Genomic DNA, 22,603 nt, shown 5'->3' on the forward strand with positions numbered 1-22,603 from the left:
CCCCGTTAGGGTTCCGGCATGGCTCTGGTCCGTACCGTCACCGCCGCCGGCGTGGCCACCCTCACGCTGGACAGTCCCGCCAACCGCAACGCACTCTCCACGCCGCTCATGCGCGAGCTCCTCGACGCCCTCGGGGCGGCCCTGACCGACGCCACCGTCCGGGCGGTGGTGCTGTCCCATGCCGGCCCGGTGTTCTGCTCGGGCGCCGACCTCAAGGAGACCGCCGAGGCGCGGGAGAACGGCCGGGTGCCGGCCGAGCTGCTCGCCGACGTGCTCGCCGCCATCTGGGAGTTCCCGAAGCCCGTCGTGGCGCGGGTGGCCGGCCCCGCGCGTGCCGGCGGGCTGGGCCTGATCGCCGCCGCCGACCTCGCGGTCTGTGTGCGCGACGCCACGTTTGCCTTCTCCGAGGTGCGGCTCGGTGTGATCCCGGCTGTGATCAGTGCCACGGTGCTGCCGAGGCTGGCGCCCCGGGCCGCCGCCGAGCTCTATCTGACCGGTGACGTGTTCGACGGGGCCCGGGCCGCGCAGATCGGCCTGGTCACGGCGGCGGTCGAGGCCGAGGAGCTGGACGCGGCCGTCAGCGCGTACACCGGCTCGCTGGTGAAGGGCGGGCCGCTCGCCCTGGCCGGCACCAAACAGCTGCTGCGGCGTCCGCCGGCCGAGTCGATCCGCGCGGATCTCGCCGACCTCTCCGCCCGGTCGGCGGCATACTTCAAGTCCGCCGAGGGTCGTGAGGGTGTGGCGGCGTTCCGGGAGAAGCGCCCGGCGAGCTGGGTGCCGGTGACCTGAGGGACGGGCGCTCGTTGTCTAGGCTTGGCGTACGACGGGGAGGGTGAGGGTGAAGCGGAAGCCGGTCGCGGTGATCGCGGTGGTCGTTCTTCTCGGCGCTGTCGGCCTCTTCTTCGTCACCAGCTCGTTCAGCGGCGGCATCAAGCTGCCCCACCTGGGTCCGGAGTGCACCGTGCGCGCCGACGGCGAGGTCACCCTCGACGCCGTCCAGATGGCGAACGCGGCGACGATCTCGGCGGTGGGCGTGCGGCGCAAGATGCCGGAGCGCGCGGTCGTCGTGGCGCTGGCCACCGCGCTGCAGGAGTCCAAGCTGGAGAACCTCGACAACGGCGACCGCGACTCCGTCGGCCTGTTCCAGCAGCGGCCCAGCCAGGGCTGGGGCTCGCCGGAGCAGATCCAGGACCCCCGGTATGCGGCGGAGAAGTTCTACGTGGCCCTGAAGAAGGTCAAGGGCTGGAAGAAGATGCGGGTGACCGACGCCGCGCAAAAGGTGCAGCGGTCGGCGTACCCGAACGCCTACGAGAAGTGGGCCGACGAGTCCGAAGTGCTCGCCCGCGCGCTGACCGGGCGGGCGACGAGCGCCGTCGAGTGCACCGTCAGCGGCGAGCCGGCGCTGCGGGGAGCCGCCGCGGCCAAGGCCCTCGCGCAGGGTTTCGCGCTCGACTGGGGAGTGGACGCGGACCGGGTGGCCGACCTCACCATGACGGTCCAGGACGCGAACGCCGGCTGGCGGTACGCCCACTGGCTCGTGGCGCACGCCAAGAGCACCGGACTCGAACGGGTACGGTTCGCCGACCGCGAATGGACCGCCCCTGACGGAAAGTGGCAGCCCGTAACCGGCGACCGTAGCGTCGGCAACGCGGCGGTCGTCGCCGAAGTGTTCCGCTGACCTGCGACGTTCGGCGATTCCGTCTCACATTCACGTTCGGTCGCGGCCCGCCGCGCGATCGGGCACACCACTCCTGGTCATAGCGCTGCGTATACATCGACATGGACAGACAGCGACCGTGCTGGTACTAGTTATTCGTGCTCCAAGCCCTGGAATGGATCCTGTTGGGAGCCGCGAGCGTCGGAGCCATCGCTTTCGGAGTGAACCGGCACCGCCCCGCCCGCGTCGCACCGTGGCTCCTGCTCGCCGCATCGGTCGCCTGCCTCGCCACCGGCGACGTCCTGTACGCGCTCGACGAGCGCAGCGTGGCCGATGTCTGCTACCTGACCATGTTCGTCTTCGTGGCGCTGGCGCTGCTGCAGTTCACCCGCGGGGGCGCCCTGCTCATGAACCGCGCCCGGCTCATCGACCTGCTGGCCGCCGCCTGCGCCGGCCTGCTCGTGGTCTGGGTCTTCATGATCGGCGGCACCGGCCGGATCGGATCCATCTCGGCGGCCGACGTGATCGGCGACCTCCTGCTCCTCGGCGTCGCCGGCCGGCTGATCGCAGCCGCCTGGTTCAACTGGTCCGCCGCACTCCTCTGCGCGGGCGCGGCCGGCATGCTGGCCAGCGACATCGCCTACGGCCTGCACCCGGCCTGGTACACGGAGCTCGGCTACACGATCCTCTACCTGGCCTGGGGCAGCGCCGCCATGCACCCCTCGATGACCCGCCTCACCACCGCCGTCCCGACACACCCGACCCCGTGGGAAGGCCGCTGGGCGGCGCTGCTCGGCATCTCCGTCGCCACACCGCCGCTGGTCCTGCTCACCGAGGCGGTCTCCGGCACGGTCACCGACGGCGTGGTGATCGCGGTGACGTCCGCCCTCACCCTCGTGCTGACGATCACCCGCCTCGCCGACTCCGTCACCCTGAACAGCCACGCCCTGGTCCGCGAACGGGCCCTCCGCGAGGCCAGCGCCGCCCTGGTCGCCGCCCCCGACGCCCAGGCCGTCGACGCGGCGGTCCGCGCGGCGGTCGCGAAACTCCTGCCCGCGAACGACCTCACCCGAGTCCACTTCGCCACCGACGACCGCCAGCTCACCCTCGAAACCGTACCGCCGACCACACCCGGCACCCGCCCCCGCAGCTGGTGGCTCCCCCCACCCGCCGACGGCACCCTGGTCTGCCCACTCTGGCTGGAACCCCTGGCCGTGGCCCGCCCCAACGGCGGCGCCCTGGTCCTGGAAGGCAACCGCGAGGTTCTCACCACCAGCCGCGACGCCCTCGAAGTCCTCGCCGGCCAGGCAGCCCTGGCCCTGGACCGCATCTCCCTGGTCGACGCCGTCGGCCGCCGCGACAGCGACCTCTACCTGCGCGCGGTGATCCGCAACACGGCGGACATCATGCTCGTGATCGACGAAGACCAGGTCATCCGCTACGCAAGCCCGGCCCTGCGCGAACTCATCGGCCAGGACGAGCTCGCCCCCTTCACCACCCTCACGGACCTCGTCCACCCCGACGACAGCAGCCAGGTCCGCCGAGCCCTCCGCGAAGAAGGCGACGGCATCCTCTACTGCGCACTCCGCCGCCCGGACGACACCCAGGTCCTGGTCGAGGCAACATACCGAGACCTCCGCAGCGACCGCCTCGTCCAAGGCATCGTCGTGACGATGCGCGACGTGACGCAGGCCCACGACCCGGTCGAACAGATCCCCCACATCGAGCACGTCGACGCCCTGCCCGCCTGGGTCAACCGCCGAAGCGCCCAGCACAAGTTCCGCTATTGATGCGGTTCTATAAGCACGGACACAGCTCTTATAAGTACGGACACAGCGAAGTCCCGTGACACACCCCCGGCCGAAGCGGTCCGTCCCAGCCGTTGCGGACCGCCGGGCTGAAGACGGCCCGACCGGACCGGCCGTCGCCGGGTGCCCGTCGACCGGGGCGGCGAGCCGGCCGCCCGGCCCGGCGGGCCGGTTTTCCGGTAGAGCAGTTGTCAGGGTTTGTGGGTCGGTCGGTTGCTGGTGCCCGGGACGGGACGTTGTCCGAGCATGGGGAACTCCATGTGGCGTTCCCAGCGGTGGCCGTCGCTGACGAACAGGCTGATCGAAGAGATCGTTGCTGTGGTGGGTAGTTGGTCGGCCAGCGCCGCCTCCACCTCGTCGTAGATGCGGGGCGGTTGGCCATGAGCGACGGTCAGATGCGGGATGACCTCGGTGAACTGTCCCTCGTAGGGCGGCGCCTCCGGCCATCGCTTCGCTATCTCTTCGGTAAGAGCACGAAACGGCTGGTCCGGCACCGGAGCAAGGTAGAGCACGTCGGGAAAGCGTCGGCACTCCCCGAACCGGACCGCGAAGGAACGACGCGCGCCGATCAGGCTCCTGAGGTCACCCACGACCGTATCGGTGATGCGGTCGTTGTCCAGAAACGGAAAGAGCACCGTGACATGGGCGGGAACCCCGGCCGAGGCAGACGAGTCGAAGCGCCGACGCCAACGCCCGACCACCGGCTCGACCTCGTTCACGGTTGCCAGCAAAGCGGTCTGCCCGGCTCGGTAGCGTTGCGGTTCGTCATCATGGGACACCGCTGGATAATCCCGAACAGCGAAGGCAACGCGCTACCGGGTTCCATGCCGCCACCGGTCCAGGACGCCGCCTCCGAGCCGAGGCTCCGGCACCAACGAGCGCGTTCGCGCGAGCCCGAGTCCGCCCGGCCCGCCGGTCCGCATACGCCCAGCCGCCGGTTCCCCACCGCCCAGCCGGCGGTTCGCATGCGGTTGGACCGGCCGACGTCGTCCGCCCGGCGGTCCGCAACGGCCTGGACCGGTTCCTGGGCCGGGGGTGCGCCACGGGACTCTTGTGTGGCCGTACTTATAAAGGTCTGCCGTAAAAAGGGTCTCGTTGAAAAGGCGAAAACGCCGGACCCCTCGCGGGATCCGGCGTTTCTCGCCTCAAGGGCAGGTTAGCGGCGGCTGTAGCCGCGGCGACCGCCGATGCCGGCGACCAGCGCCACACCGATCGCGGCCAGCACGACCTGGAACAGCAGCTCGGTCCAGTCCAGCCCGTCGGTGTCGGCGAGGCCGACGGCGCGGGCGATGACCGTACCCAGCAGCGCGGCGACGACACCGATGACCATCGTCAGCCAGATCGGAATGTTCTGCTTGCCCGGTACGACCAGGCGACCCAGGGCGCCGATGATGAGACCGACGATGAGCGCGGTGATGATGCCGGTGACAGTCATGGAGATCCTCCTCGGGGGTGGAGCTATTCGTTGCGTCCGTCGAACCGCAGAGTTCCCGACACCTCGAAAAACCAAACCGAGAATTGGCAGGAACCTCTCAGCCGATCTCCCCGCCACCGCCCGGCGCGGCACAAAAGCCCAGCTCAGGCCCTTGCCCAAGGTCCCGGAGGCGCCACCCCAGAGATCCAGATTCGGCCCCGAGGGGCCGCGCCGGCGGGCCACCGCGAGGCCTTACGCCGGCCGGCCACGCCGCGCGAGCCCTCGCCCAACGGCTCATCCCGGCCGGCCCACATCCCGCAGACCGCACTGACTCGTGCTGGCTGGCCACGTCCCGTTGGCCCCACTCAACTCTTGCCAACCGGCCACGTCCCGCAGGCCACACTCAACTCCTGCCGGCCGACCCCGTCTCGCAGGCGCCCAACTCCCGCCAGCCGACCCCTTCCGCCGGCACGCCCACTCCCGCGGGCCCGCAAGCGCACTGAATACCCGCCGGCCAACCTTCTCCCGTAGGCGCACCCCAGCTCCGGCAGGCGCACCCATTCCCGCAGGCCAACCGTGTCGCAGCGCACCGATCTCCCGGAGCCCACCTTGTTCCGCAGGCCGCTCCAACTCCCACCGGCTACCGCGTCCCGGCGGTCGCGTTCAGCGACGACGACGGCGGCCCCGGACCTGGTCCGCGAGCCGCCGCCATCTCACCGCTGTCCGCGAGCCACGCCCGCCCGGTTCGCTCAGGTGCCTCGGGTCACTTCTTGGCGCCCTTGTTGTCCGGGGCGTCGGAGGTCGACAGCGCGGCGATGAAGGCCTCCTGTGGCACCTCGACGCGACCGACCATCTTCATGCGCTTCTTGCCTTCCTTCTGCTTCTCGAGCAGCTTGCGCTTGCGGCTGATGTCACCGCCGTAGCACTTGGCGAGCACGTCCTTGCGGATGGCCCGGATCGTCTCGCGGGCGATGATCCGGCTGCCGATCGCGGCCTGGATCGGCACCTCGAACTGCTGCCGGGGGATGAGTTTCTGCAGCTTGGACGCCATCGAGACGCCGTAGGTGTAGGCCTTGTCCTTGTGCACGATCGCGCTGAACGCGTCGACCGGTTCGCCGTGCAGGAGGATGTCCACCTTCACGAGGTCGGCGACCTGCTCACCCGTGGGTTCGTAGTCGAGGGACGCGTACCCCTTGGTCTTGCTCTTCAGCTGGTCGAAGAAGTCGAAGATGATCTCCGCGAGCGGCAGCGTGTACCGCAGTTCGACCCGCTCGGCGGACAGGTACTCCATGCCGAGCAGGTTGCCGCGGCGGCTCTGGCACAGCTCCATGACCGCGCCCACGTACTCGTTGGGAACCAGGACCGTGGCCCTGACCATCGGCTCGTGAATCTCGGCGATCTTGCCCGCCGGGAACTCGCTGGGGTTGGTGACGACGTGCTCCTGCATGTCCTCGGTGATCACCTGGTAGACCACGTTGGGCGCGGTCGAGATCAGGTCGAGGTTGAACTCGCGTTCCAGCCGCTCACCGATGATCTCCAGGTGCAGCAGCCCGAGGAACCCGCACCGGAACCCGAACCCGAGCGCCGCGGACGTCTCCGGCTCGTAGGTGAGCGCGGCGTCGTTGAGCTTCAGCTTGTCGAGCGCGTCCCGCAGCGCCGGGTAGTCGGAGCCGTCGATCGGGTACAACCCCGAATAGACCATCGGCTTCGGGTCCTTGTACCCGCCGAGCGCCTCCTTCGCGGGCCGCCCGTTGCCGGTCACGGTGTCGCCGACCCGCGACTGCCGCACGTCCTTCACGCCGGTGATCAGGTATCCGACCTCCCCGACCCCGAGGGCACCGGCCTTCTCCATCTCCGGCGAGACGACCCCGATCTCGAGCAGCTCGTGCACCGCCCCGGTCGACATCATCTTGATCCGGTCCCGGGCCTCGATCCGCCCGTCCACCACTCGGACGTAGGTGACCACACCCCGGTAGACGTCGTACACGGAGTCGAAGATCATCGCCCGCGCAGGCGCGTCGGCGTCACCCACCGGCGGCTGGAACTGGCGGACGATCTCGTCCAGCAGATGCTCCACCCCGGCCCCGGTCTTGCCGGACACCTTCAGCACGTCACCGGGCTCCACGCCGATGAGCTTGGCGAGCTCTTCCGCGTACTTCTCCGGCTGAGCGGCCGGAAGATCAATCTTGTTCAGTACGGGAATGATGTGCAGATCGTTCTCCATGGCCAGATACAGGTTGGCCAGAGTCTGCGCCTCGATCCCCTGCGCGGCGTCGACGAGGAGGATCGCCCCCTCACACGCGGCAAGGCTCCGGGACACCTCGTACGTGAAGTCGACGTGCCCCGGCGTGTCGATCATGTTCAGGACGGCGGACTCACCCTTCTGCTCGCCGTCCCGCACGACCCAGGGCATCCGCACGGCCTGGCTCTTGATCGTGATGCCACGCTCACGCTCGATGTCCATCCGGTCGAGATACTGAGCCCGCATCTGCCGAGGGTCGACCACGCCCGTGATCTGCAGCATCCGGTCGGCCAGCGTGGACTTGCCATGGTCGATGTGAGCGATGATGCAGAAGTTGCGGATACGACCCGGATCGGTCGCTCCGATGATGTTCACGCCGGGGTCGAGCGGTCCAGGCACGTTCGTCCGTTCTTCTCAATCAGGTCTGACCTGCCGAACTGGCAACCGGCACGAAGTCCGGCCCCCCTATCGTCCCACGCCGCGAACCCACCTCGGACAAGACCCGATGCCGGGGCGCCTCAGCCCCCTTGCCAGGCGCACCGAGCCACCGCGACCCGAGCACGCAGGCGGTGCCGGCAGCCCGGCACGATCCCTGCTACGCCTGGACCCGAAGGGGCGCCGACGTCAGCCGGCGGAGCCGGGTGAGCCCGGTCGGCTGAAGCCGGAACAGCCCCTGCCCACGCCCATGCCCAGGTTGAGGTAGGCGCACAGCTACCCGGGCTTGCGGCGCCGGTTGAGGGAGGCGCCGCCAAGGGTCAGACGCGGTCGAGCGCGCGGTGCGGGACTGCGGTCGGGAGGTCCACGGTTATCGGGTCGCCGGGCCGGACGGTCCCGCCCTGCAGGACGACGGCCATGACCCCGGCTCTGCGCACGAGGTTTCCTTGGGCGTCCTTGCCGAGCACCTCCTTCAGCAAGCCGGGACGGAAGCGGTTGATCTGCTGGCACGGATTGCGCAGACCGGTGATCACGACAGCGGGCCGCGGATCGGCCGCGTCGCTCCGTGCAGCCTCGGCCTCGATCACCGCACGAAGGGCCGCCACCGCCTCAGCAGTAGCGTCGTCGAGCGACGCGCGTTGAGCGGCAGCAACGACGTCCCACGGCCCGCCGGAGGATGCCGCGACGGTCCTGGGAGCCGCACCCGAGCCGCCGACAAAAGCCGGCTGGCCACCATCGGGCGACGACTGCACACCACCAAAGGGCGCCTGCCCACCGGCCGGCGACGACTGCACACCATCGACGGTCGGCTGCTTGTCACCGGGGAGCGGCTGCTCACCCGCGGATGGTGGGGCGCTGCTGGTGACGGGGTCGGGAGTGGGGGCCGGTTGCGGGAGGCCGAAGCGGAGGATTGTTCCGCACGGGAGGCCGAGCAGGTCCAGGCCGGACGTTGTCACGTTCTCGCCGAGACCGCCTGACGGGACGTCGTAGCCCACGCCGCTCACCTCGTCGTGCAGTTCGGACTGGATGAGGTGGACCTGGCGGAGGTTCGGTTGCATCGGGTCGGCGGCGACTCGGCTGCGGTGCCTGACGGTGACGCCCGCGTGGATGTCGTCCCGTACGCCGAGGCCGGGGACGAGCTCGATGGCCGCACGGTTGGGTTTGCTGAAGGAGTAGGCGTCGTTGCAGCTCACCGCGATGACGGCGGCCTGGGGAAACGCTGGGTCGTCGCTTCGGTCGTGAACGCTCATGTCACCACCCTGTCCGTCGCTCACTTCCCGGCTCGACCCGATATCCCGCCGTGTGGGCGTGCCCATGCTGCCGGCGGCAAGCCGGGACGACGGGTGCCGGCGGCCTAGTCGGGCGGCTCCAGGAACAGGGAGGACAGGCGGGGCAGGCGGCGCTGCATCTCCTCCTCGTCGTCGAAGTCCCAGAGCATCGACGGGTCCGGGCGGCCGGGAGACGCGTCGCGGGAGGGCAGCTCCTGTCCGGTCGCCTCCCGATAGGCCTCGTCTGCGATCGTCAGCACCTCCTCGGCCTCGAAGACGGCGCCGGTCGTGGCTGCTGCTCGGACGGCGGGGAGGTCGGCGAGGGAGTCGGGGTCGCGGACCGCTCGGGCCAGAGTGTCGCGGCCGTTGGCGATCAGCCAGCCTCGGAAGTGGTCGAAGCCGTCGTCCGAGCAGCCGCCGTTGATCAGGTAGGCCGCGGCCCACAGGTCTTCCTTGCCGGAGGCGGCCATCACCTTGTCGAGGTGGCGGCCCCAGGCCTCGATCTCGGCGGGGTCGAGGGCGGCCAGCTCGGCTGTGGCGCGCTTGGCCACCTCGTCGGGCGAACCCGGCCGGTCGGCGGTGGCCCGGTCGATGACCGCCCAGAAGTCGTCCGTTCTCATGGGGGACAGCCTGCCAGTCGGGTACGACAAAACCGGGGAGGCAGGATGGGGGCATGCGTCCGGTATCGCTGCCCGAGGTCGCCTACGGCGCTACCGCCGTACGTCCGGATTGGGATGATTTGCCGTTGGCCCTGCGGGCGGCGATCGAGGACCGGCTGGGTGCCCGTGTGACCGCGTCGACAACCGCGGGCGGGGGCTTCACCAGGGCTTTCGCGGGCGTCGTCGAGATGCCGGCCGGGCGGCGCGCCTTTCTCAAGGCGGCCCCGCTGAACGACCCCAATGCCGACGCGTACGCGCGTGAGGCGGCCGTCACAGCTGTGCTGCCGCCGGAGGTTCCGGCGCCGCGCCTGCGCTGGACGCTGATCGCGGCGGACCACTTCGTGCTGTGTCTCGACGCGGTCGACGGCCGGGTTCCGTCGCTTCCGTGGCGGCCCGCGGAGCTGACTGCGGTGCTGCAATCATGGCGGGTAGCCGCCGACGCCTTGGCCGCTTCGCCGATGTCCGGGCTGCCGCGGATGAGCGACATCGTGCGCGCGGAGCTGTCCTGGTGGTCGGAGATCGCGGCCGGACGCGCGCCACTACCTCCGGGTCCGCGGTGGGTCGGGGCGCGCCTCGACGACTTGGCCGAGCTCGAGCGGGGGCTGCCTCCGCTGGTCGCCGGGACCGGCATGCTCCACGGCGACCTGCGGATGGACAACACCATGATCGATGGGTACGGCCACGGCTGGCTCTGCGACTGGACCTGGCCATGCCTCGGCGCACCGTGGTTCGACACGGTGACCCTGCTGGTCACGGCGTACGCCAGCGGGCTCGACGTCGATCTTCTGCTCGAGCCCTGGGGAGCGCCGGACGCAGGGGTGGACGGGGTGCTGGCGGCGATGGGCGGCTACTGGCTGACGCGCGCGGCGGGCGGGCCGAGCAGCGCCTCGCCGCACAGCCGGCAGCATCAGCGCTTCAGCGGGGAACAGGCGCTGGCGTGGCTTGCGTCACGGCGGGGCTGGAAGGTGTGAGCAGGGCGCCGGGCCGGCGTCAGCGCAACCAGGGGATCGAGCGGTCCAGGAGTCCGCGCTCGCGCAACTCACGGCGCAGCGGGATGTCCTCGTCCACATAGCCGTTCCATTTCACGCCCCAGTAGTTGATCGTGTCGGGTGATTCGCCGAGAAGCTGCCGCTGCACCGGCGTGCGGTTGTGCCACCACGCGCTCGTGCGGTCGATCGGCATGTCGTCGAGGGGCCGGATCCACCTGTACGTGTATCCCACGAACAGCATCTTGCGAGTCACGGCACTCATGTTCGGAGAACGCGAATGCCAGAGCCGCCGGTCGAAGATGAAGGCGTCGCCGGGTTCGGCCGTTATCTCCACGGCGTTGAAAGGATCGGTATTGTCCGCGGGCCGTTCCAGGGTGTTGCGCAAGTGGCTGCCCGGAATCACTTTCGTCGCGCCCCGGCCGGTGCGCGACAGATCCGACAGGACGTATCCCACTTTCAGCGACAGCATGGGACGCGGCTGGGTCGGATCCAGGGTCTCCGGGTCCGAATTCTGCCGATAACCGTCCTGATGCCATCCCCACGACGGCGCCTCCGCACTCCGGGCGGGCGGCGTGACGTCCAGGTGGTTGTGGTGGCTGTAGATGTTCCAGCCCGCGACACCCCACAGGTACGGGAAGACGGTCGGATGGGTGAGCAGCTCGCCGAACTGCTCGTCACGGGGCAGGAATCCCAGCAGATGCAGGACGCCGTCGTCGCGTACGCGGCCGGCTGCCTGCTCCTCGGCGTACACGCGGTCGACCGCGGACTCGAGGCGTTGCCGATGGTCCTCGCTGAGCGCGCCACGGACGAGGACGACACCGCGCTCGAGGAATTCGGTGCGCTGTTCAGGGGTGAGCGGTTCGTATCCGCTCAGCGTCAGGGGTTGGGCATCTGTCAGCACGCGATCCACTCGATTCCGGTTGGGCGGGATGAGCCTGCACTTCTGTAGACGCCGATTCCGGGGTGCGCCGTTGCATCGTCGCGTCGACGGATTCCGAGTACCTCGCCGCGCGATCGACCGAGCACGGCAGGTAGTGAGGAATTCATCTAATACGACGAGCATCTATTGACTCCGGGAATCGACTTCCCCATTCTGTGATCGACGCCGGTAATGCCCGAGTAAAGTGGCGGCCGGGGCACGGGATGCCCGGAAGGAAGATTCCGGCGGCCGTCACCGGACGAGCGCGTCGGCGCCGGCGGTCCGCCGAGCGGTGGTCGGGTCGATGTCGTCGCGCCCACCCCGGACGTAGTCATGCCCCGCAGGGCCGAGCGCTCCCGGTGGCGGCGTGGCTGCGGGGCTTGCACGCTGGGCGGATGACCCGGGTGCCGGCCGCTCGATTTGGGTGGCCGTATCAGGCCTGATACATTGGTTCGTCGCGTGTGGTGACGCGCTGCTTCTTGCTGCGGTCGCCACCGTCCGAGTACATCATCCGAACTAGTCAGGACAAGGCTGTCGCGTGGCGAACATCAAGTCCCAGATCAAGCGCAACCGGCAGAACGAGAAGGCCCGGCTGCGCAACAAGTCGGTCAAGTCGTCGCTGAAGACCGTGATCCGCAAGCTGAACGAGGCGAGCGAGGCCGGCAACACCGAGACGGCCACCGCGCTGCTGCGTGACGCCTCGCGCCAGCTCGACAAGGCCGTGAGCAAGGGCGTCATCCACAAGAACCAGGCGGCGAACCGCAAGTCGGCCATCGCCAAGCGGGTCGCCTCGCTGTCTGCCTGATCGCGGACCGGCCACGGTCGCGCCTCGCCGCGCGATCGAGCCATGCACCACACTCCGGGCACCGCCGGACCCCTCGGGTTCAGCGGTGCCTGAGTCGTCTCCAGACCCCGGCCGCGGAGCCGGTGGGCGTGAGGCCAATGCCGCGCTCGTCTCATTTGTGGGTGACCGACGACGGCGCCCTGATCCGCCGGTCGCGTCGCGGCTCCCGCCTCTCGCCGGCCTCCCGGATCAGCCCGGATGCTGGCGCGACCAGGCCGGGACGGCAGGTGCCGGGCCGTGTGTCCCAGCGCCTCGGCTGTGCCCGTACCGGAAAAAACAAAGACCCGACACGCCCGAGTTAGGCCTTGTGTTTGGTTCGACCCCCGGCTATCGGTCGGCATGTGCGTCGGATCACGTCCCTCGCTCCGGGTGATCGTCCCGCCTGATCGAGGCGGTTCCGCACGCGGCGGGCATGGTGAGCTACCGATATGTCTGCTTTCGCGTTCGATGATCAGACGCCTGCGCACAGGAGTGAGGCTGGCGGAACTGTCGGACCGTCGTGCAAAGATTCTGGGCGTGAACAGCGCACCTCCGGCCCCCGTCATCCTCGTTCTCGGTGACGAGGAGCTGCTTGCCGCCCGGGCGATCGCCGCCACGGTGGAGGCGGCGCGGGAGCAGGATCCCGGTGCTGACGTCCGGGAGTACGAGGCGGGTCAGCTGACGGCCGGCGAGGTGGCCGAGATGCTCAGCCCTTCGCTGTTCGGCGGCCGGCGCGTGCTGGTGGTCCGCGGCGGGCAGGACGCGCGGAAAGATCTTGCCGCGGCGTTGCTGGCCTACGCGAAGAGTCCCGATCCTGAGGTGACGCTCATCGTCGCGCATCTCGGGGCGGCGAAGGGCAAGGCGTTCGCCGACGGGTTGAAGTCCGCCGGAGCGAGCGTGGTGCCGGCGGTGAAGCTCAAGGGTGACCGGGAGCGGATCGCGTTCGTGCGCGACGAGTTCCGGCGCCACGGCGGGCGGTGTGACGAGGCCGCCGCTTCCGCGCTGCTGCAGGCAGTCGGCACCGATCTGCGCGAGATCGCGGCGGCGTGCTCCCAGCTGCTCGCCGACACCGACGGCAGGATCAACGCCGCCGTGGTGGCTCGCTACTACAAAGGACGCGCTGAGGTCAGCGGGTTCGCCGTGGCCGACGCGGCTATGGTCGGCGACGTTCCGGGAGCTCTGGAGGCGCTGCGCTGGGCACTGCACGTGGGCGTCGACCCGGTGCCGATCGCCGACGCCATCGCCGACGGTGTGCGCACGGTCGCCCGGGTGGCCTCCGCCGGACGCGGCAACCCCTACCAGATGGCCAGCTCGCTCGGCATGCCCGCGTGGAAGATCCAGAAAGCGCAGGAGCGCAGCCGCGGATGGTCGCCGGAGGGCCTGGTCGACGCGATGCGGGCGGCCGCCGACTGCAACGCCGCGGTGAAGGGCGGCGCGGAGGACCGGGGATACGCGCTGGAGCAGGCCGTGTTCGCGGTGGCCCGGGCGCGGCAGTCCGGGGGTGCCCGGTGACGCGGTCCCGTCGCGCCGGGCTGTCCCGAGACGAGGTGCGGAGGCAGCCGCTCTACGCGCGCATGCTCGGCCTGCAGTATCTGGCACCCAGCGGGTTCCTCTGCTTCGTCTTCCTCGAGGGCGCCGTGGCGCTCGGCATCCTGCTGGCGCTGGCGGAGCTGGTGAGCTGGTGGGGCGTGCTGGTGCTCCCGGTGACGGTCGCCGTGATGGTCAAGCTCAACGACGTGGTGGCGGGCGCGTTGACCCGGCCCCTGGTGAGAGCGGACCGGGCGCAGTTCGCGGGAGCGCAGGCGGCAATGACCAGCCTCACGGGCAGCCGGTTCACCGCCGGCGGTCCCTTGAGCGGCTTCCCGGCCGGCGAGAGCGGGCCGGGCGCGGAGACCGTCCGGCTGCCGCCTTCGGTGATCGCCCAGCCGGGACCGGCGCCTTCTCTGCGCCCGGCATCGGTGCAGCGGTTCCCCGACGCCGGACCCGGTCCGACCGTGAGCCCGCGTTTCGAACCCCCGGCGAGCCCGGCGTTGGGCGGGCGCTTCGATCCTCCGGCGAGCCCAAGGCTGGGCGGGCGTGTCGATCCTCCGGCGAGCCCAAGGCTGGGCGGGCGTGTCGATCCTCCGGCGAGCCCAAGGCTGGGCGGGCGTGTCGATCCTCCGGCGAGCCCAGGGCTGGGCGGGCGTTCCGACTCCCCGGCAAGCCCGGCGCCGGGCCGACGCCCGGACTTCCCGGCGCGCCCGGCCGTGGGCCGGCGTTCCGACTCACAAGCGAGCCCGGCGGCGAGCTTGGGTTCCGACTTCGCGGCGAGCCCTGTCGCCGGCCGGCCCGGCGACGTCCAGGCGAATCCCGCTACCGGCCTGCCGGTCGGCGCCGAAGCCGGTCAGACCACGGAACCCCGCCCGTGGTGGGCGGGCGGCGACGATGACGCCCATCCGGACACCGGCCGGTTCCTCGGCGACGTGAACGGCCCGCGCACCACCCCGCAGCACCCTGCCAGCCTCGACGACCAGCACCAGCGCGCCCGGCAGTCGGCTGCCCGGCGTTACGAGTGACGGTCCGCCCTCAGGGATGTGCAGGTGACTCTTCCGCTACGTGAGGTCGAGATCGCCTGGCTCGCCGGCCTCTTCGAGGGGGAGGGCTGCATGGAGATCGGCAAGAACGGCCTCACCAGGCTTTCGATCGTCATGACCGACCGGGACGTGCTGGACCGCGTCCAGGCGCTGGTGCCCTGCAACGGCATCACCTCCCGCAGGAACAGCAGCGGCAACCCTCGCCACAAGATCCAGTACCAGTGGCGGCTCAGTGGTCACGCCCGGGTCAAAGAGGTTCTTGAGGCGCTGCTCCCCTGGTTCGGCGACCGTCGCGCCGCCCGCGCCCGCGAGGTCCTCGACCACATCGCCGGCAGCCCCGGAGTCGGCGCCCACCTGCGGCGCGACGACGTCTGCAAGAACGGGCACGAGGTCAACGAGGCCAACACAGTGTGGCGTACCGAACGCCGCAACGGCCAGGAGAAGAGGTACCGGCGCTGCCGGCCCTGCGCGCGTGAAGCGGAGAAACGCTACCTGGATCGAAGGGCCCTCCCCCTCCCCTGATCCCGGCCCGGCCCCTCGGCGCCGCCCTCCGCCAGCCACTCGTCGAACGTCTGCACCCCCCGAGGCCCCGGCCCGGTCGGCAGCAGCCCACCGCTGCCCATCGGACCCGGCACCCACAGCGGCAGCACCGGCCGCCGCCGAGCCCGCCCGGCCGCCACGACCCGCCGCGCCATGTCCACCAGCGACTCCACTCGCGGTCCGGCCAGATCACCCGCCATCCCCTGCGGCTCCCCCACGGCGAGCGCGACCAGGGCCTCGGCCACCTCCCGCACCGCGATCGGCTGCACCCTCATCCGGGGCACGAACGCGACCGGCCCGGGAAGCCGCTCCAGCAGCTGCCCGGCGAACTCGTGGAACTGCGTCGCCCGCAGCACGCTCCACGGCACCCCACCGCCGCGAACGATCTCCTCCTGACGCAGCTTGCCCTGGTAGTAGCCGGTACGGACCCGATCGATCCCCACGATCGACAGCGCCACGTGATGCCGAACCCCGGCCCGGCCCGCCGCAGCCATCAGGTTCCGCCCGGCTCGCTCGAAGAACCCGACAGCCACCTCCCGCTTCATCGAGGTCACATTGCTGACGTCGACGGTGACCTCCACCCCCTCGAGCGCGGCGTCGAGCCCGGCCCCGGTGAGCAGGTCGACCCCCCGTCCCCGAGCCAGCACCACCACCTCGTGCCCCGCGGCGCCCAGCACCTCGCCGACGTGACGCCCGGTGAGTCCGGTACCCCCGGCGATCGCGACCTTCATCGTCCAGCTCCTCTCGAAAGACCGTCGGACCAGGGACGAGCCACCCGGCCGGAACGTGACAGCTCGCCGTCCGGTGTCCGGGCGGCGCGTCATCCCGCCGCTTCTCACGGCCGCCAGTCACCCCGCCGGGTTCCAGGGCGGCGGCTCACCCCGCCGCTTCTCATGGCGGCGCGTCATCCCCCGCCGCTTCTCATGGCGGCGCGTCATCCCCTGTCGCACTCAGGGCGGCGCGTCACCTCCCGTCTCATCTCAGGGCGGCGCGTCATCCCCCGGTCGCCTCTCAGGGCGGCGCGTCACCGCGGGCCACGACGGCCAGGCCCGTTCCGGTGCGCACGGCCGCGAGATCCCCTCCCTCGTCCGTCCGCAGCACCCGGGCTCCGCCCCGCCGCAACCGCCCGAGCAGCGACGCGTTCGGATGCCCGTAGTCGTTGTCGCGCCCGACCGACACCAGTGCGACCGCCGGGTCCACCGCATCGACGAACTCCGGCAGTTGGTACGGGCTGCCGTGATGCGCCACCTTGAGCACGTCCGCGCGTACCTCCCGCGGGCCCAGGTGGTTGAGCAGTTCCTGTTGCTCCTCCGTCTCCGCATCGCCCGGCAACAGCACGGTCGTCCCCTGCAGCCGGGCGCGCACGACCAACGAGTTGTTGTTGGGATCGGAGTTGGTGCCGTGCAGCGGTTCGAACGGCCCGATGACGGTCAGCGCCAGCCCGCCCGTCGCGTACGTCCATCCGGGGGCGGCGACTGCCAACGGTGCCCGGGCAGCACGGGCCTGAGCGGCCACGGCGGCACGTCCACCCGGCGGGTCGGGCCAGTCCGGGACGATCACTCCGGCTACCGAGCGCCCCCGGAACACACCCGCCACGCCGCCGATGTGGTCGATGTGGAAGTGGCTGACGACGAAGAGCAGCACTTTCCGTACTCCCAGCCGCCGCAGGCACCGGTCGACCGGATCCGGCTCCGGCCCGGCGTCGATCACGACAGCACGCCCCGGCCCCGCCGGCAGCACGACCGCGTCACCCTGTCCGACCGCACAGGTCACGACGATCCAGCGCGGTGGCGGCCATCCCGACGCCAGCAACCGTACGGGCAGAGCACCGAGCACCGCCCCAGCCGCCACGACCGCGACCAGCCGCCGCACCACCGGTCTGCGCGCCGCAACGAGCAGCGCGATGGTGAGCGCCGCCAGCAACAGCGCCCCGGTAAGCCCGGCCGGCCAAGGCACCGCCCCGGCCGGCACCCGCGCCCCGTACGTCGCGACGGCCACGAGCCACCGCGCGGGCCACTGTGCCGTCCACGCGGCGAACTCCGCGGCCCCCGGCCAGATCGGCGAGAGTACTGCGGCCGACACCCCCAGCAGAGTGGCCGGGGCGATGGCCGGCACCACGAGCAGGTTTGCCGGCACGGCCACCAGGCTCACCGAGCCCGAGATCGCCGCGACCACAGGTCCGCACGCGACCTGCGCCGCGGCTGGTACGGCCAGCGCCTCGGCGGCCGGCGCCGGCCACCCCCGACGGCACAACGCGTCACGCCAGTGCGGCGCCAGGAGCAGCAGCCCGCTCGTCGCCAGCACCGACAGGGCGAACCCGGCGTCGGCCGCCAACTCCGGGTCGATGAGGATCAGCACCGCCACCCCGGCCGCCAACGCCGGCACCGCCGCCTGCGGCCGCCCGGCAGCGAGCCCGACGAGCCCGATCGCACCCATCGCGGCGGCCCGCACGACGCTCGGCGACGGCCGGGCAAGGATGACGAACCCGACCAACGCGACCGCGCAGACGAGCGCTGTGAGGACCGGTCCGGCGCGTGCCCACCGTACGAGATAGAGAACGACCCCCAGGATGATCGCCACGTTGGCACCGCTGACCGCGTTGAGATGCGTCATGCCGGTGGCACGGAAGTCCTCCTCGAGCGACGGATCCATCCTGCTCGTGTCCCCGGCCACCAGGCCGGGCAGCAGCCCGCCGACATCGTCGGGCAGCGGCGCACAGGCCCGCTGCAGTCCCGCCCGCAGCGCGCCGGCCGCCCGTTGCGCCCACGACGACCGGCCCTCCAGCCGTGGCGGGTCCTTGACGGACACCACGGCGGCGCGCAGATCACCGCCGCGGGGCTTGAGCAGCTTCCCGGTGGCGGAGGCCCGCTGCCCCGGCAACAACGACCGCCAGGCCGGATCCGCGCCGAGGACCAGCGCCCGCGCCGACAGCCGCATGGAGGGGGCGTCCTCCGGCTGCACGGCCTTCAGATCCACGGGTACGAGGTAAGTGGGCGGAAGACCCGGCGAGCCGTGCATCGCCCGTGGATCGTCCCGCACGATCAGCTGTACCCGTACGGTCGAACCGGAGTCGACGAGGGCAGCCAGCGGACCGGCTTCCCGGACATTGACGCGCGCCGCCGTGGCGACGGCTCCGCAGCCGGCGCCGAGCAGGACGGACGCGAGCACCCACCGCCACGGCCCTCTCCCCGGGTGGCGACCTCCCCTCAGGCGCATCATGGTTCGACGGAGCGGCGACGACCGGTGACTGATCGCCGGCGCGGCGGCCGCCGCCGCGAAGGCGGTGACCCCGACGGTCAGGCCCGTGCGGAACGACGAGTGCAGAGCGGCGAGCGCGGCCAACCACGCAGCGACAGCAAACCCGGCAAGTCGCAGATCCGGCGGCCTCATACCGTCACCAGGTCCTTGAGCTGCTCGTAGCGCGCGGCGCCGATGCCGTCCACCTTGCGCAGGTCGCTGACGGCCTTGAAGCCGCCCTGGGCCTCGCGGGCGTCGAGGATCCGTTGGGCCAGCACCGGGCCGACACCCGGCAGCGTGTCGAGGTCCGCGAGGGTCGCGGTGTTGAGGTTGACCAGTCCACCGGCCGCGGGCCCGGAAGCACCCGCCGGCGCGGTGGGCGCGCTTCCCGGCGGCAGGGTGACCCCGACCATGATGAGCTCGCCGTCGACGACCTTGCGAGCGAGGTTGAGGGGTGCGACGTCCACGCCGGGAGCGGCGCCGCCCGCGGCCTGCAGCGCGTCGGCGACCCTCGCGCCCGGGCTGAGCTCAACGAGTCCCGGCTTGCGCACCTTGCCGCCGACCGCGACGACGACCTCGGGTGGTCCGGAGGCCACCGGAGGCCGTACCCCTCCCGCGTTCCCCGCCGGTCCGCCGGCGTTCGTCGTCGGGCTGCCGTCGAACGCGTCGGCGGTGGAGACAGGGCTCGCCACCGGGTCGACCCGGGGCCGGGAACGCCAAGCGATGACCGCGGCGACGAACACCACGACGAGCGCGACGGCTGCGAGGGCCTTGACGCCGCGCCGCCCCGGGTCGAAGAGACCCCATCGTGTGGTGGTTCGGCTGTCGAAGGCGCCGGCTCCGGTCAGTGGCGGTTCCGGACCTTGCGGGCGGCGGGAGTGCTCCTCGGGCGCCGTCCAGGCCGGCCGGTATGCGAGGTCGAGCGGCGGGGCCGGCACGTTCTCCGGCGCGACGTCCGGCGGCAAGTCGTACTGCGGAACCGACGGATCCGGCGGCAAGCCGTTCTGCGGCCCGATCTGTCCCACTGACGATTCCGGCAAGCCGTTCTGCAGCCCGATCTGCCCCACCGACCATTCCGGCAAGCCGTTCTGCAGGCCGATCCGCCCCACCGACGATGCCGGCGGCGGGCCGGACTGCGACTCCGATGTCTTTCGGTGCCAGCTATGGGAATTCCTCGGCGCCCGGTCGGCCGGGTGTTGATCGCTTGCGGGCGAGGCGTCCGGCGCCGGATGGGTCGGCGGGCGCGGAGCCTGGGGTGCGGAATCGGCGGGGAGAGTGATGTCGTCCGGCCAGCCCGGGACGTCGTGGGGCCATCCGGGGATGGCGTCCGACCATCCTGGGACGACATCCGCCCAGTTCAGCGGTGGCCCTCCGGCCGGAGGCCAGCCCGGCCTCGGCACCACGGACGCGGCGCTCTGCTCGTCCGTGGCGGTTACCGACGGCGGCGTGGCCCACGGCGATCCCGCCGGATAACCCCTTGTCGCGGAGGCGGCCGGCATGGGAGACACGACGGGTGACGAAGCCGGCGGGGTCAGGACGGATTCCAGCCTGACGCGTACGGCATCTTCGGGGTTGCTCTCCTGGCGCACTCCGGCAACGTAGGGTTCGGCGGTGCTCGGCCGCTCGGCCGCCTGTGGACGACGGCGCATTGTGGATAACGGGAGCTTGATGAGATTCGTGCGGGACGATGACCTGGCCGAGGCGATCGGGCGGCTACGGGCCGCGGGCTGCGTGTTCGCCGAGGACGAGGCCGCGGTGCTCGGTGAAGCCGCGGCGGACGCCGAGACGCTGTGGGACCTGGTGCGGCGCCGGACCGGCGGCGAGCCCCTCGAGCAGGTGGTCGGGTACGCGGACTTCTGCGACGTCCGGGTCCGCCTCCGCCCGGGGGTCTTCGTCCCGCGGGTCCGCAGCGAGCTCCTCGTTGACCTGGCGAGCAGGCACTTGACCGGAGGGCGGGCACGGGATGCGCAGCTCGATGGGGCCGCTGAGGCGAGGGCACACGTCGTCGTCGACCTCTGTTGTGGTTCTGGCGCCCTCGGTATGGCCGTGCGTCATCGCGTACCCGCGATCGAGCTCCATGCCGCGGACAGTGACCCCGCCGCCGTCGCCTGCGCTCGCGACAACCTCGGCGCGAACGTCCACGAAGGTGATCTCTTCGGCGCGCTGCCGGGGCACCTTCGCGGTCGGGTCGAGGTTCTGCTCGCCAACGTGCCGTACGTCGCGACGCGTCACATCCCCTTCCTTCCCGCCGAGGCACGGCTGCACGAGCCGCTCACCGCCCTCGACGGCGGCGACGACGGGCTCGACGTCTTCCGGGCCGTCGTCTGCGCGGCGGGAGCATGGCTGGCCCCTGGCGGGCTGTTGCTCTCCGAGATCACCGCCGACCAGGCAGCAGCGGCGACGGATGCGGTATGCGCCGCCGGCCTGCACGCGAGAGTCCACACCGACGAGGACCTGGAGGCCACGGTGGTGACAGCCACCAGCCCGCGCGGCGAACACCCATGACGTCCGACCACCGAGAGCAGTCCGCAGCCGCGCCGGCGACACGAGCCGCGCCAGGGACAGGAGCAGCGCTAGGGACAGGAGCAGCGCCAGGAAGACCAGCGACGCCAGCCGCGCCAGGAAGACAAGCGACGCGAGCCGCGCTTGCCGCGCTGGGACCGTGACCACCCCCAGCCGACCGCGGCCGGCACAGCCACACGCCACGATCGCCGTCCGACCGGTCAGGTCCGCGTCCGGCAGGGCAGGACGGTCGTGACAGCCGCCCGATCGAGGAGATAAGGTCGGCGCCCCACCGATACGCGGGGAGGGCACGAGCGCCGTGGGCTTGTTTCGGAGGGTTGCCCGGGCGCGGCTGGCCAGCCAGGTCATCAGGCGGCTGCGACGGGCCGGCATGCACGATGCCCGGTACCACTCGGGGTCCTTCTCGGTGCGGTTCACGCGTCCCGGTGACGATGAGCCCAGCGTGCTGCGGCTCGAGGAGGTGCGCCGGGGGCAGGTCGGCCAGTTCGTCGCCGGGCTGCTGCGGGCTACCGGCCTTCCCGCCACCTGGGCGGAGGCGCGGCCGCTGCTACGTCCCGTCCTGCGTGGTGTCACGCCGCCTGCCGACGTCTCGACGCCGCTCAGCCGTCCGGTGCTGCCGTTCCTGGCCGAGTACGTCGTGGTGGACCAGCCGGACACCATGACGTACGTCAACGCGGAACACGGCTGGGGTGTCACCGACGACGAGGTATTCGCCGCGGCGCGGGCGAACCTGTCGGGCGCCAAGCTGGTCGGGATGGCCGAGGAGCCGGTCGTCGTGCAGTTCGTGGACGACGGCGACTCGTACTGGACGTCGCATCTGCTGCTCGACGGCTGGCTGGCCGGGCTCGATGAGCAGGTCGGTGGCAGGCCGGTCGCGTTCGCACCGGAGCGGGGGACGTTGTTGGTCACGGCCGACGGCAGCGATCGGCTTCCGGAGCTGTTCGCCCAGGCCGAGGCGGCTTTCCTGCGGTCACCGCGGGCGATCACCCCGATGGCGTACGTGTCCGACGAGCGTGGCCGGACAGTGCCGTACCAGGCCGACCCGGGCTCACCGTATTGGATCTGCGTCCGGCGGGCCGAGGCCGTCCTCGCCTCGTGGGGGTACGCACGCCAGGCGGAGCGCCTGCCGCTCGCAGCCGAGCTGCTGATCACCGACGACGGGCGCACCCGGGCGGTGTGGCCGGACAACAGCGCCGCGCTGCTTCCGAAGGCCGACGAGGTGCAGTACGGCGACACGGTGCGCCCCTGGGACGACGTCAGCCCTCACCTGACCGCACAGAACCTGCTCCCCGAGCGCTGGCGCGGAGACGCCTGGCCACCCGAGCCCTAGCGGGCAGGCAGGTAACAGCCCGAACCGCAAAGTCGCGGCGAGCAAGGGCCTGAGCGGAAAGCCCAGCTAGCGATGGGCCATACCCCCACCCCTAGGCAGTGTCTTCAAACGATCACCGGCTGACATCATCTGACGCGTGATCCGCCGCTATGAGCTGACTGATGCCGAGTGGGACTCGTTGTCGCG

19 protein-coding genes are annotated in these 22,603 nt (G+C 71.2%); 10 read left to right on the forward strand and 9 right to left on the reverse strand.

Annotated features, from left to right (window positions below):
* Positions 1 to 18: 18 nt before the first annotated feature.
* From AB0J80_RS34925 to AB0J80_RS34935, 3 genes are all read left to right on the forward strand, one after another.
* Positions 19 to 789 carry an enoyl-CoA hydratase-related protein gene (locus AB0J80_RS34925; protein ID WP_364713672.1) on the forward strand — a complete coding sequence of 257 codons (771 nt, stop codon included), beginning with the start codon at positions 19 to 21 and terminating at the stop codon, positions 787 to 789.
* A 43-nt stretch (positions 790 to 832) separates the two neighbouring features.
* The gene (locus tag AB0J80_RS34930; protein WP_364713674.1) at positions 833 to 1,678 is read left to right on the forward strand and encodes a hypothetical protein; all 846 of its coding nucleotides are present in this window, start codon (positions 833 to 835) and stop codon (positions 1,676 to 1,678) included.
* A 137-nt stretch (positions 1,679 to 1,815) separates the two neighbouring features.
* Entirely contained in the window at positions 1,816 to 3,447 is a 1,632-nt protein-coding gene (locus AB0J80_RS34935) for a PAS domain S-box protein (RefSeq protein WP_364713676.1), read from the forward strand.
* A gap of 209 nt (positions 3,448 to 3,656) precedes the next feature.
* On the opposite strand, the gene AB0J80_RS34940 is transcribed toward AB0J80_RS34935, so the two are convergent.
* From AB0J80_RS34940 to AB0J80_RS34960, 5 genes are all read right to left on the reverse strand, one after another.
* Positions 3,657 to 4,244 carry a 2'-5' RNA ligase family protein gene (locus AB0J80_RS34940; RefSeq protein WP_364713678.1) on the reverse strand — a complete coding sequence of 196 codons (588 nt, stop codon included), beginning with the start codon at positions 4,242 to 4,244 and terminating at the stop codon, positions 3,657 to 3,659.
* A 377-nt stretch (positions 4,245 to 4,621) separates the two neighbouring features.
* On the reverse strand, positions 4,622 to 4,900 hold the full coding sequence (locus tag AB0J80_RS34945; protein ID WP_364713680.1) for a GlsB/YeaQ/YmgE family stress response membrane protein: 279 nt from the start codon (positions 4,898 to 4,900) through the stop codon (positions 4,622 to 4,624).
* A 742-nt stretch (positions 4,901 to 5,642) separates the two neighbouring features.
* Positions 5,643 to 7,520 (reverse strand): translation elongation factor 4, encoded by a 1,878-nt coding sequence (gene lepA, locus AB0J80_RS34950; RefSeq protein ID WP_364713682.1) that lies wholly within the window; start codon positions 7,518 to 7,520, stop codon positions 5,643 to 5,645.
* Positions 7,521 to 7,876: 356 nt separating this feature from the next.
* Positions 7,877 to 8,806 carry a transcription elongation factor gene (locus AB0J80_RS34955; protein WP_364713684.1) on the reverse strand — a complete coding sequence of 310 codons (930 nt, stop codon included), beginning with the start codon at positions 8,804 to 8,806 and terminating at the stop codon, positions 7,877 to 7,879.
* Positions 8,807 to 8,910: 104 nt separating this feature from the next.
* Positions 8,911 to 9,444 carry a DUF4240 domain-containing protein gene (locus AB0J80_RS34960; protein WP_364713686.1) on the reverse strand — a complete coding sequence of 178 codons (534 nt, stop codon included), beginning with the start codon at positions 9,442 to 9,444 and terminating at the stop codon, positions 8,911 to 8,913.
* 53 nt (positions 9,445 to 9,497) lie between these two features.
* Here AB0J80_RS34960 and AB0J80_RS34965 point away from each other — a divergent pair, with 53 nt between their 5' ends.
* On the forward strand, positions 9,498 to 10,454 hold the full coding sequence (locus AB0J80_RS34965; protein WP_364713688.1) for a phosphotransferase: 957 nt from the start codon (positions 9,498 to 9,500) through the stop codon (positions 10,452 to 10,454).
* 19 nt (positions 10,455 to 10,473) lie between these two features.
* On the opposite strand, the gene AB0J80_RS34970 is transcribed toward AB0J80_RS34965, so the two are convergent.
* On the reverse strand, positions 10,474 to 11,373 hold the full coding sequence (locus AB0J80_RS34970; RefSeq protein WP_364713690.1) for a phytanoyl-CoA dioxygenase family protein: 900 nt from the start codon (positions 11,371 to 11,373) through the stop codon (positions 10,474 to 10,476).
* 556 nt (positions 11,374 to 11,929) lie between these two features.
* Between AB0J80_RS34970 and rpsT the strand changes: the two genes are divergently transcribed.
* The 4 genes from rpsT (at position 11,930) to AB0J80_RS34990 (ending at position 15,309) form a co-directional block, all read left to right on the forward strand.
* On the forward strand, positions 11,930 to 12,196 hold the full coding sequence (gene rpsT, locus AB0J80_RS34975) for a 30S ribosomal protein S20 (protein WP_071810155.1): 267 nt from the start codon (positions 11,930 to 11,932) through the stop codon (positions 12,194 to 12,196).
* Between the two features lie 546 nt (positions 12,197 to 12,742).
* Positions 12,743 to 13,726, forward strand: a complete 984-nt coding sequence (gene holA / locus AB0J80_RS34980) for a DNA polymerase III subunit delta (RefSeq protein ID WP_364713708.1) — start codon at positions 12,743 to 12,745, stop codon at positions 13,724 to 13,726.
* Positions 13,723 to 14,769: a hypothetical protein gene (locus AB0J80_RS34985; protein ID WP_364713712.1), complete on the forward strand. Its 1,047-nt coding sequence runs from the start codon at positions 13,723 to 13,725 to the stop codon at positions 14,767 to 14,769. The genes holA and AB0J80_RS34985 overlap by 4 nt, the downstream gene beginning before the upstream one ends.
* A gap of 24 nt (positions 14,770 to 14,793) precedes the next feature.
* Positions 14,794 to 15,309: an LAGLIDADG family homing endonuclease gene (locus tag AB0J80_RS34990; RefSeq protein ID WP_364713692.1), complete on the forward strand. Its 516-nt coding sequence runs from the start codon at positions 14,794 to 14,796 to the stop codon at positions 15,307 to 15,309.
* Here the strand turns inward: AB0J80_RS34990 and AB0J80_RS34995 are convergent.
* The 3 genes from AB0J80_RS34995 to AB0J80_RS35005 form a co-directional block, all read right to left on the reverse strand.
* Positions 15,276 to 16,058: an NAD(P)H-binding protein gene (locus AB0J80_RS34995; protein WP_364713694.1), complete on the reverse strand. Its 783-nt coding sequence runs from the start codon at positions 16,056 to 16,058 to the stop codon at positions 15,276 to 15,278. The two genes, AB0J80_RS34990 and AB0J80_RS34995, sit on opposite strands and share 34 nt — an antisense overlap.
* Positions 16,059 to 16,338: 280 nt before the next feature.
* On the reverse strand, positions 16,339 to 18,717 hold the full coding sequence (locus AB0J80_RS35000; RefSeq protein WP_364713696.1) for a ComEC/Rec2 family competence protein: 2,379 nt from the start codon (positions 18,715 to 18,717) through the stop codon (positions 16,339 to 16,341).
* Positions 18,714 to 19,502: a ComEA family DNA-binding protein gene (locus AB0J80_RS35005; RefSeq protein WP_364713710.1), complete on the reverse strand. Its 789-nt coding sequence runs from the start codon at positions 19,500 to 19,502 to the stop codon at positions 18,714 to 18,716. The genes AB0J80_RS35000 and AB0J80_RS35005 overlap by 4 nt, the downstream gene beginning before the upstream one ends.
* A 730-nt stretch (positions 19,503 to 20,232) precedes the next feature.
* On the opposite strand from AB0J80_RS35005, the gene AB0J80_RS35010 reads away from it, so the two are divergent.
* Together AB0J80_RS35010 and AB0J80_RS35015 are read left to right on the forward strand one after the other, a co-directional pair.
* Complete coding sequence (locus AB0J80_RS35010) at positions 20,233 to 21,069, forward strand: putative protein N(5)-glutamine methyltransferase (RefSeq protein WP_364713698.1); 837 nt, start codon at positions 20,233 to 20,235, stop codon at positions 21,067 to 21,069.
* A gap of 388 nt (positions 21,070 to 21,457) precedes the next feature.
* Positions 21,458 to 22,417 carry a hypothetical protein gene (locus tag AB0J80_RS35015; protein ID WP_364713700.1) on the forward strand — a complete coding sequence of 320 codons (960 nt, stop codon included), beginning with the start codon at positions 21,458 to 21,460 and terminating at the stop codon, positions 22,415 to 22,417.
* Positions 22,418 to 22,603 lie beyond the last annotated feature (186 nt).

It is taken from the genome of Actinoplanes sp. NPDC049548, assembly GCF_040676695.1.
Lineage (GTDB): Bacteria > Actinomycetota > Actinomycetes > Mycobacteriales > Micromonosporaceae > Actinoplanes.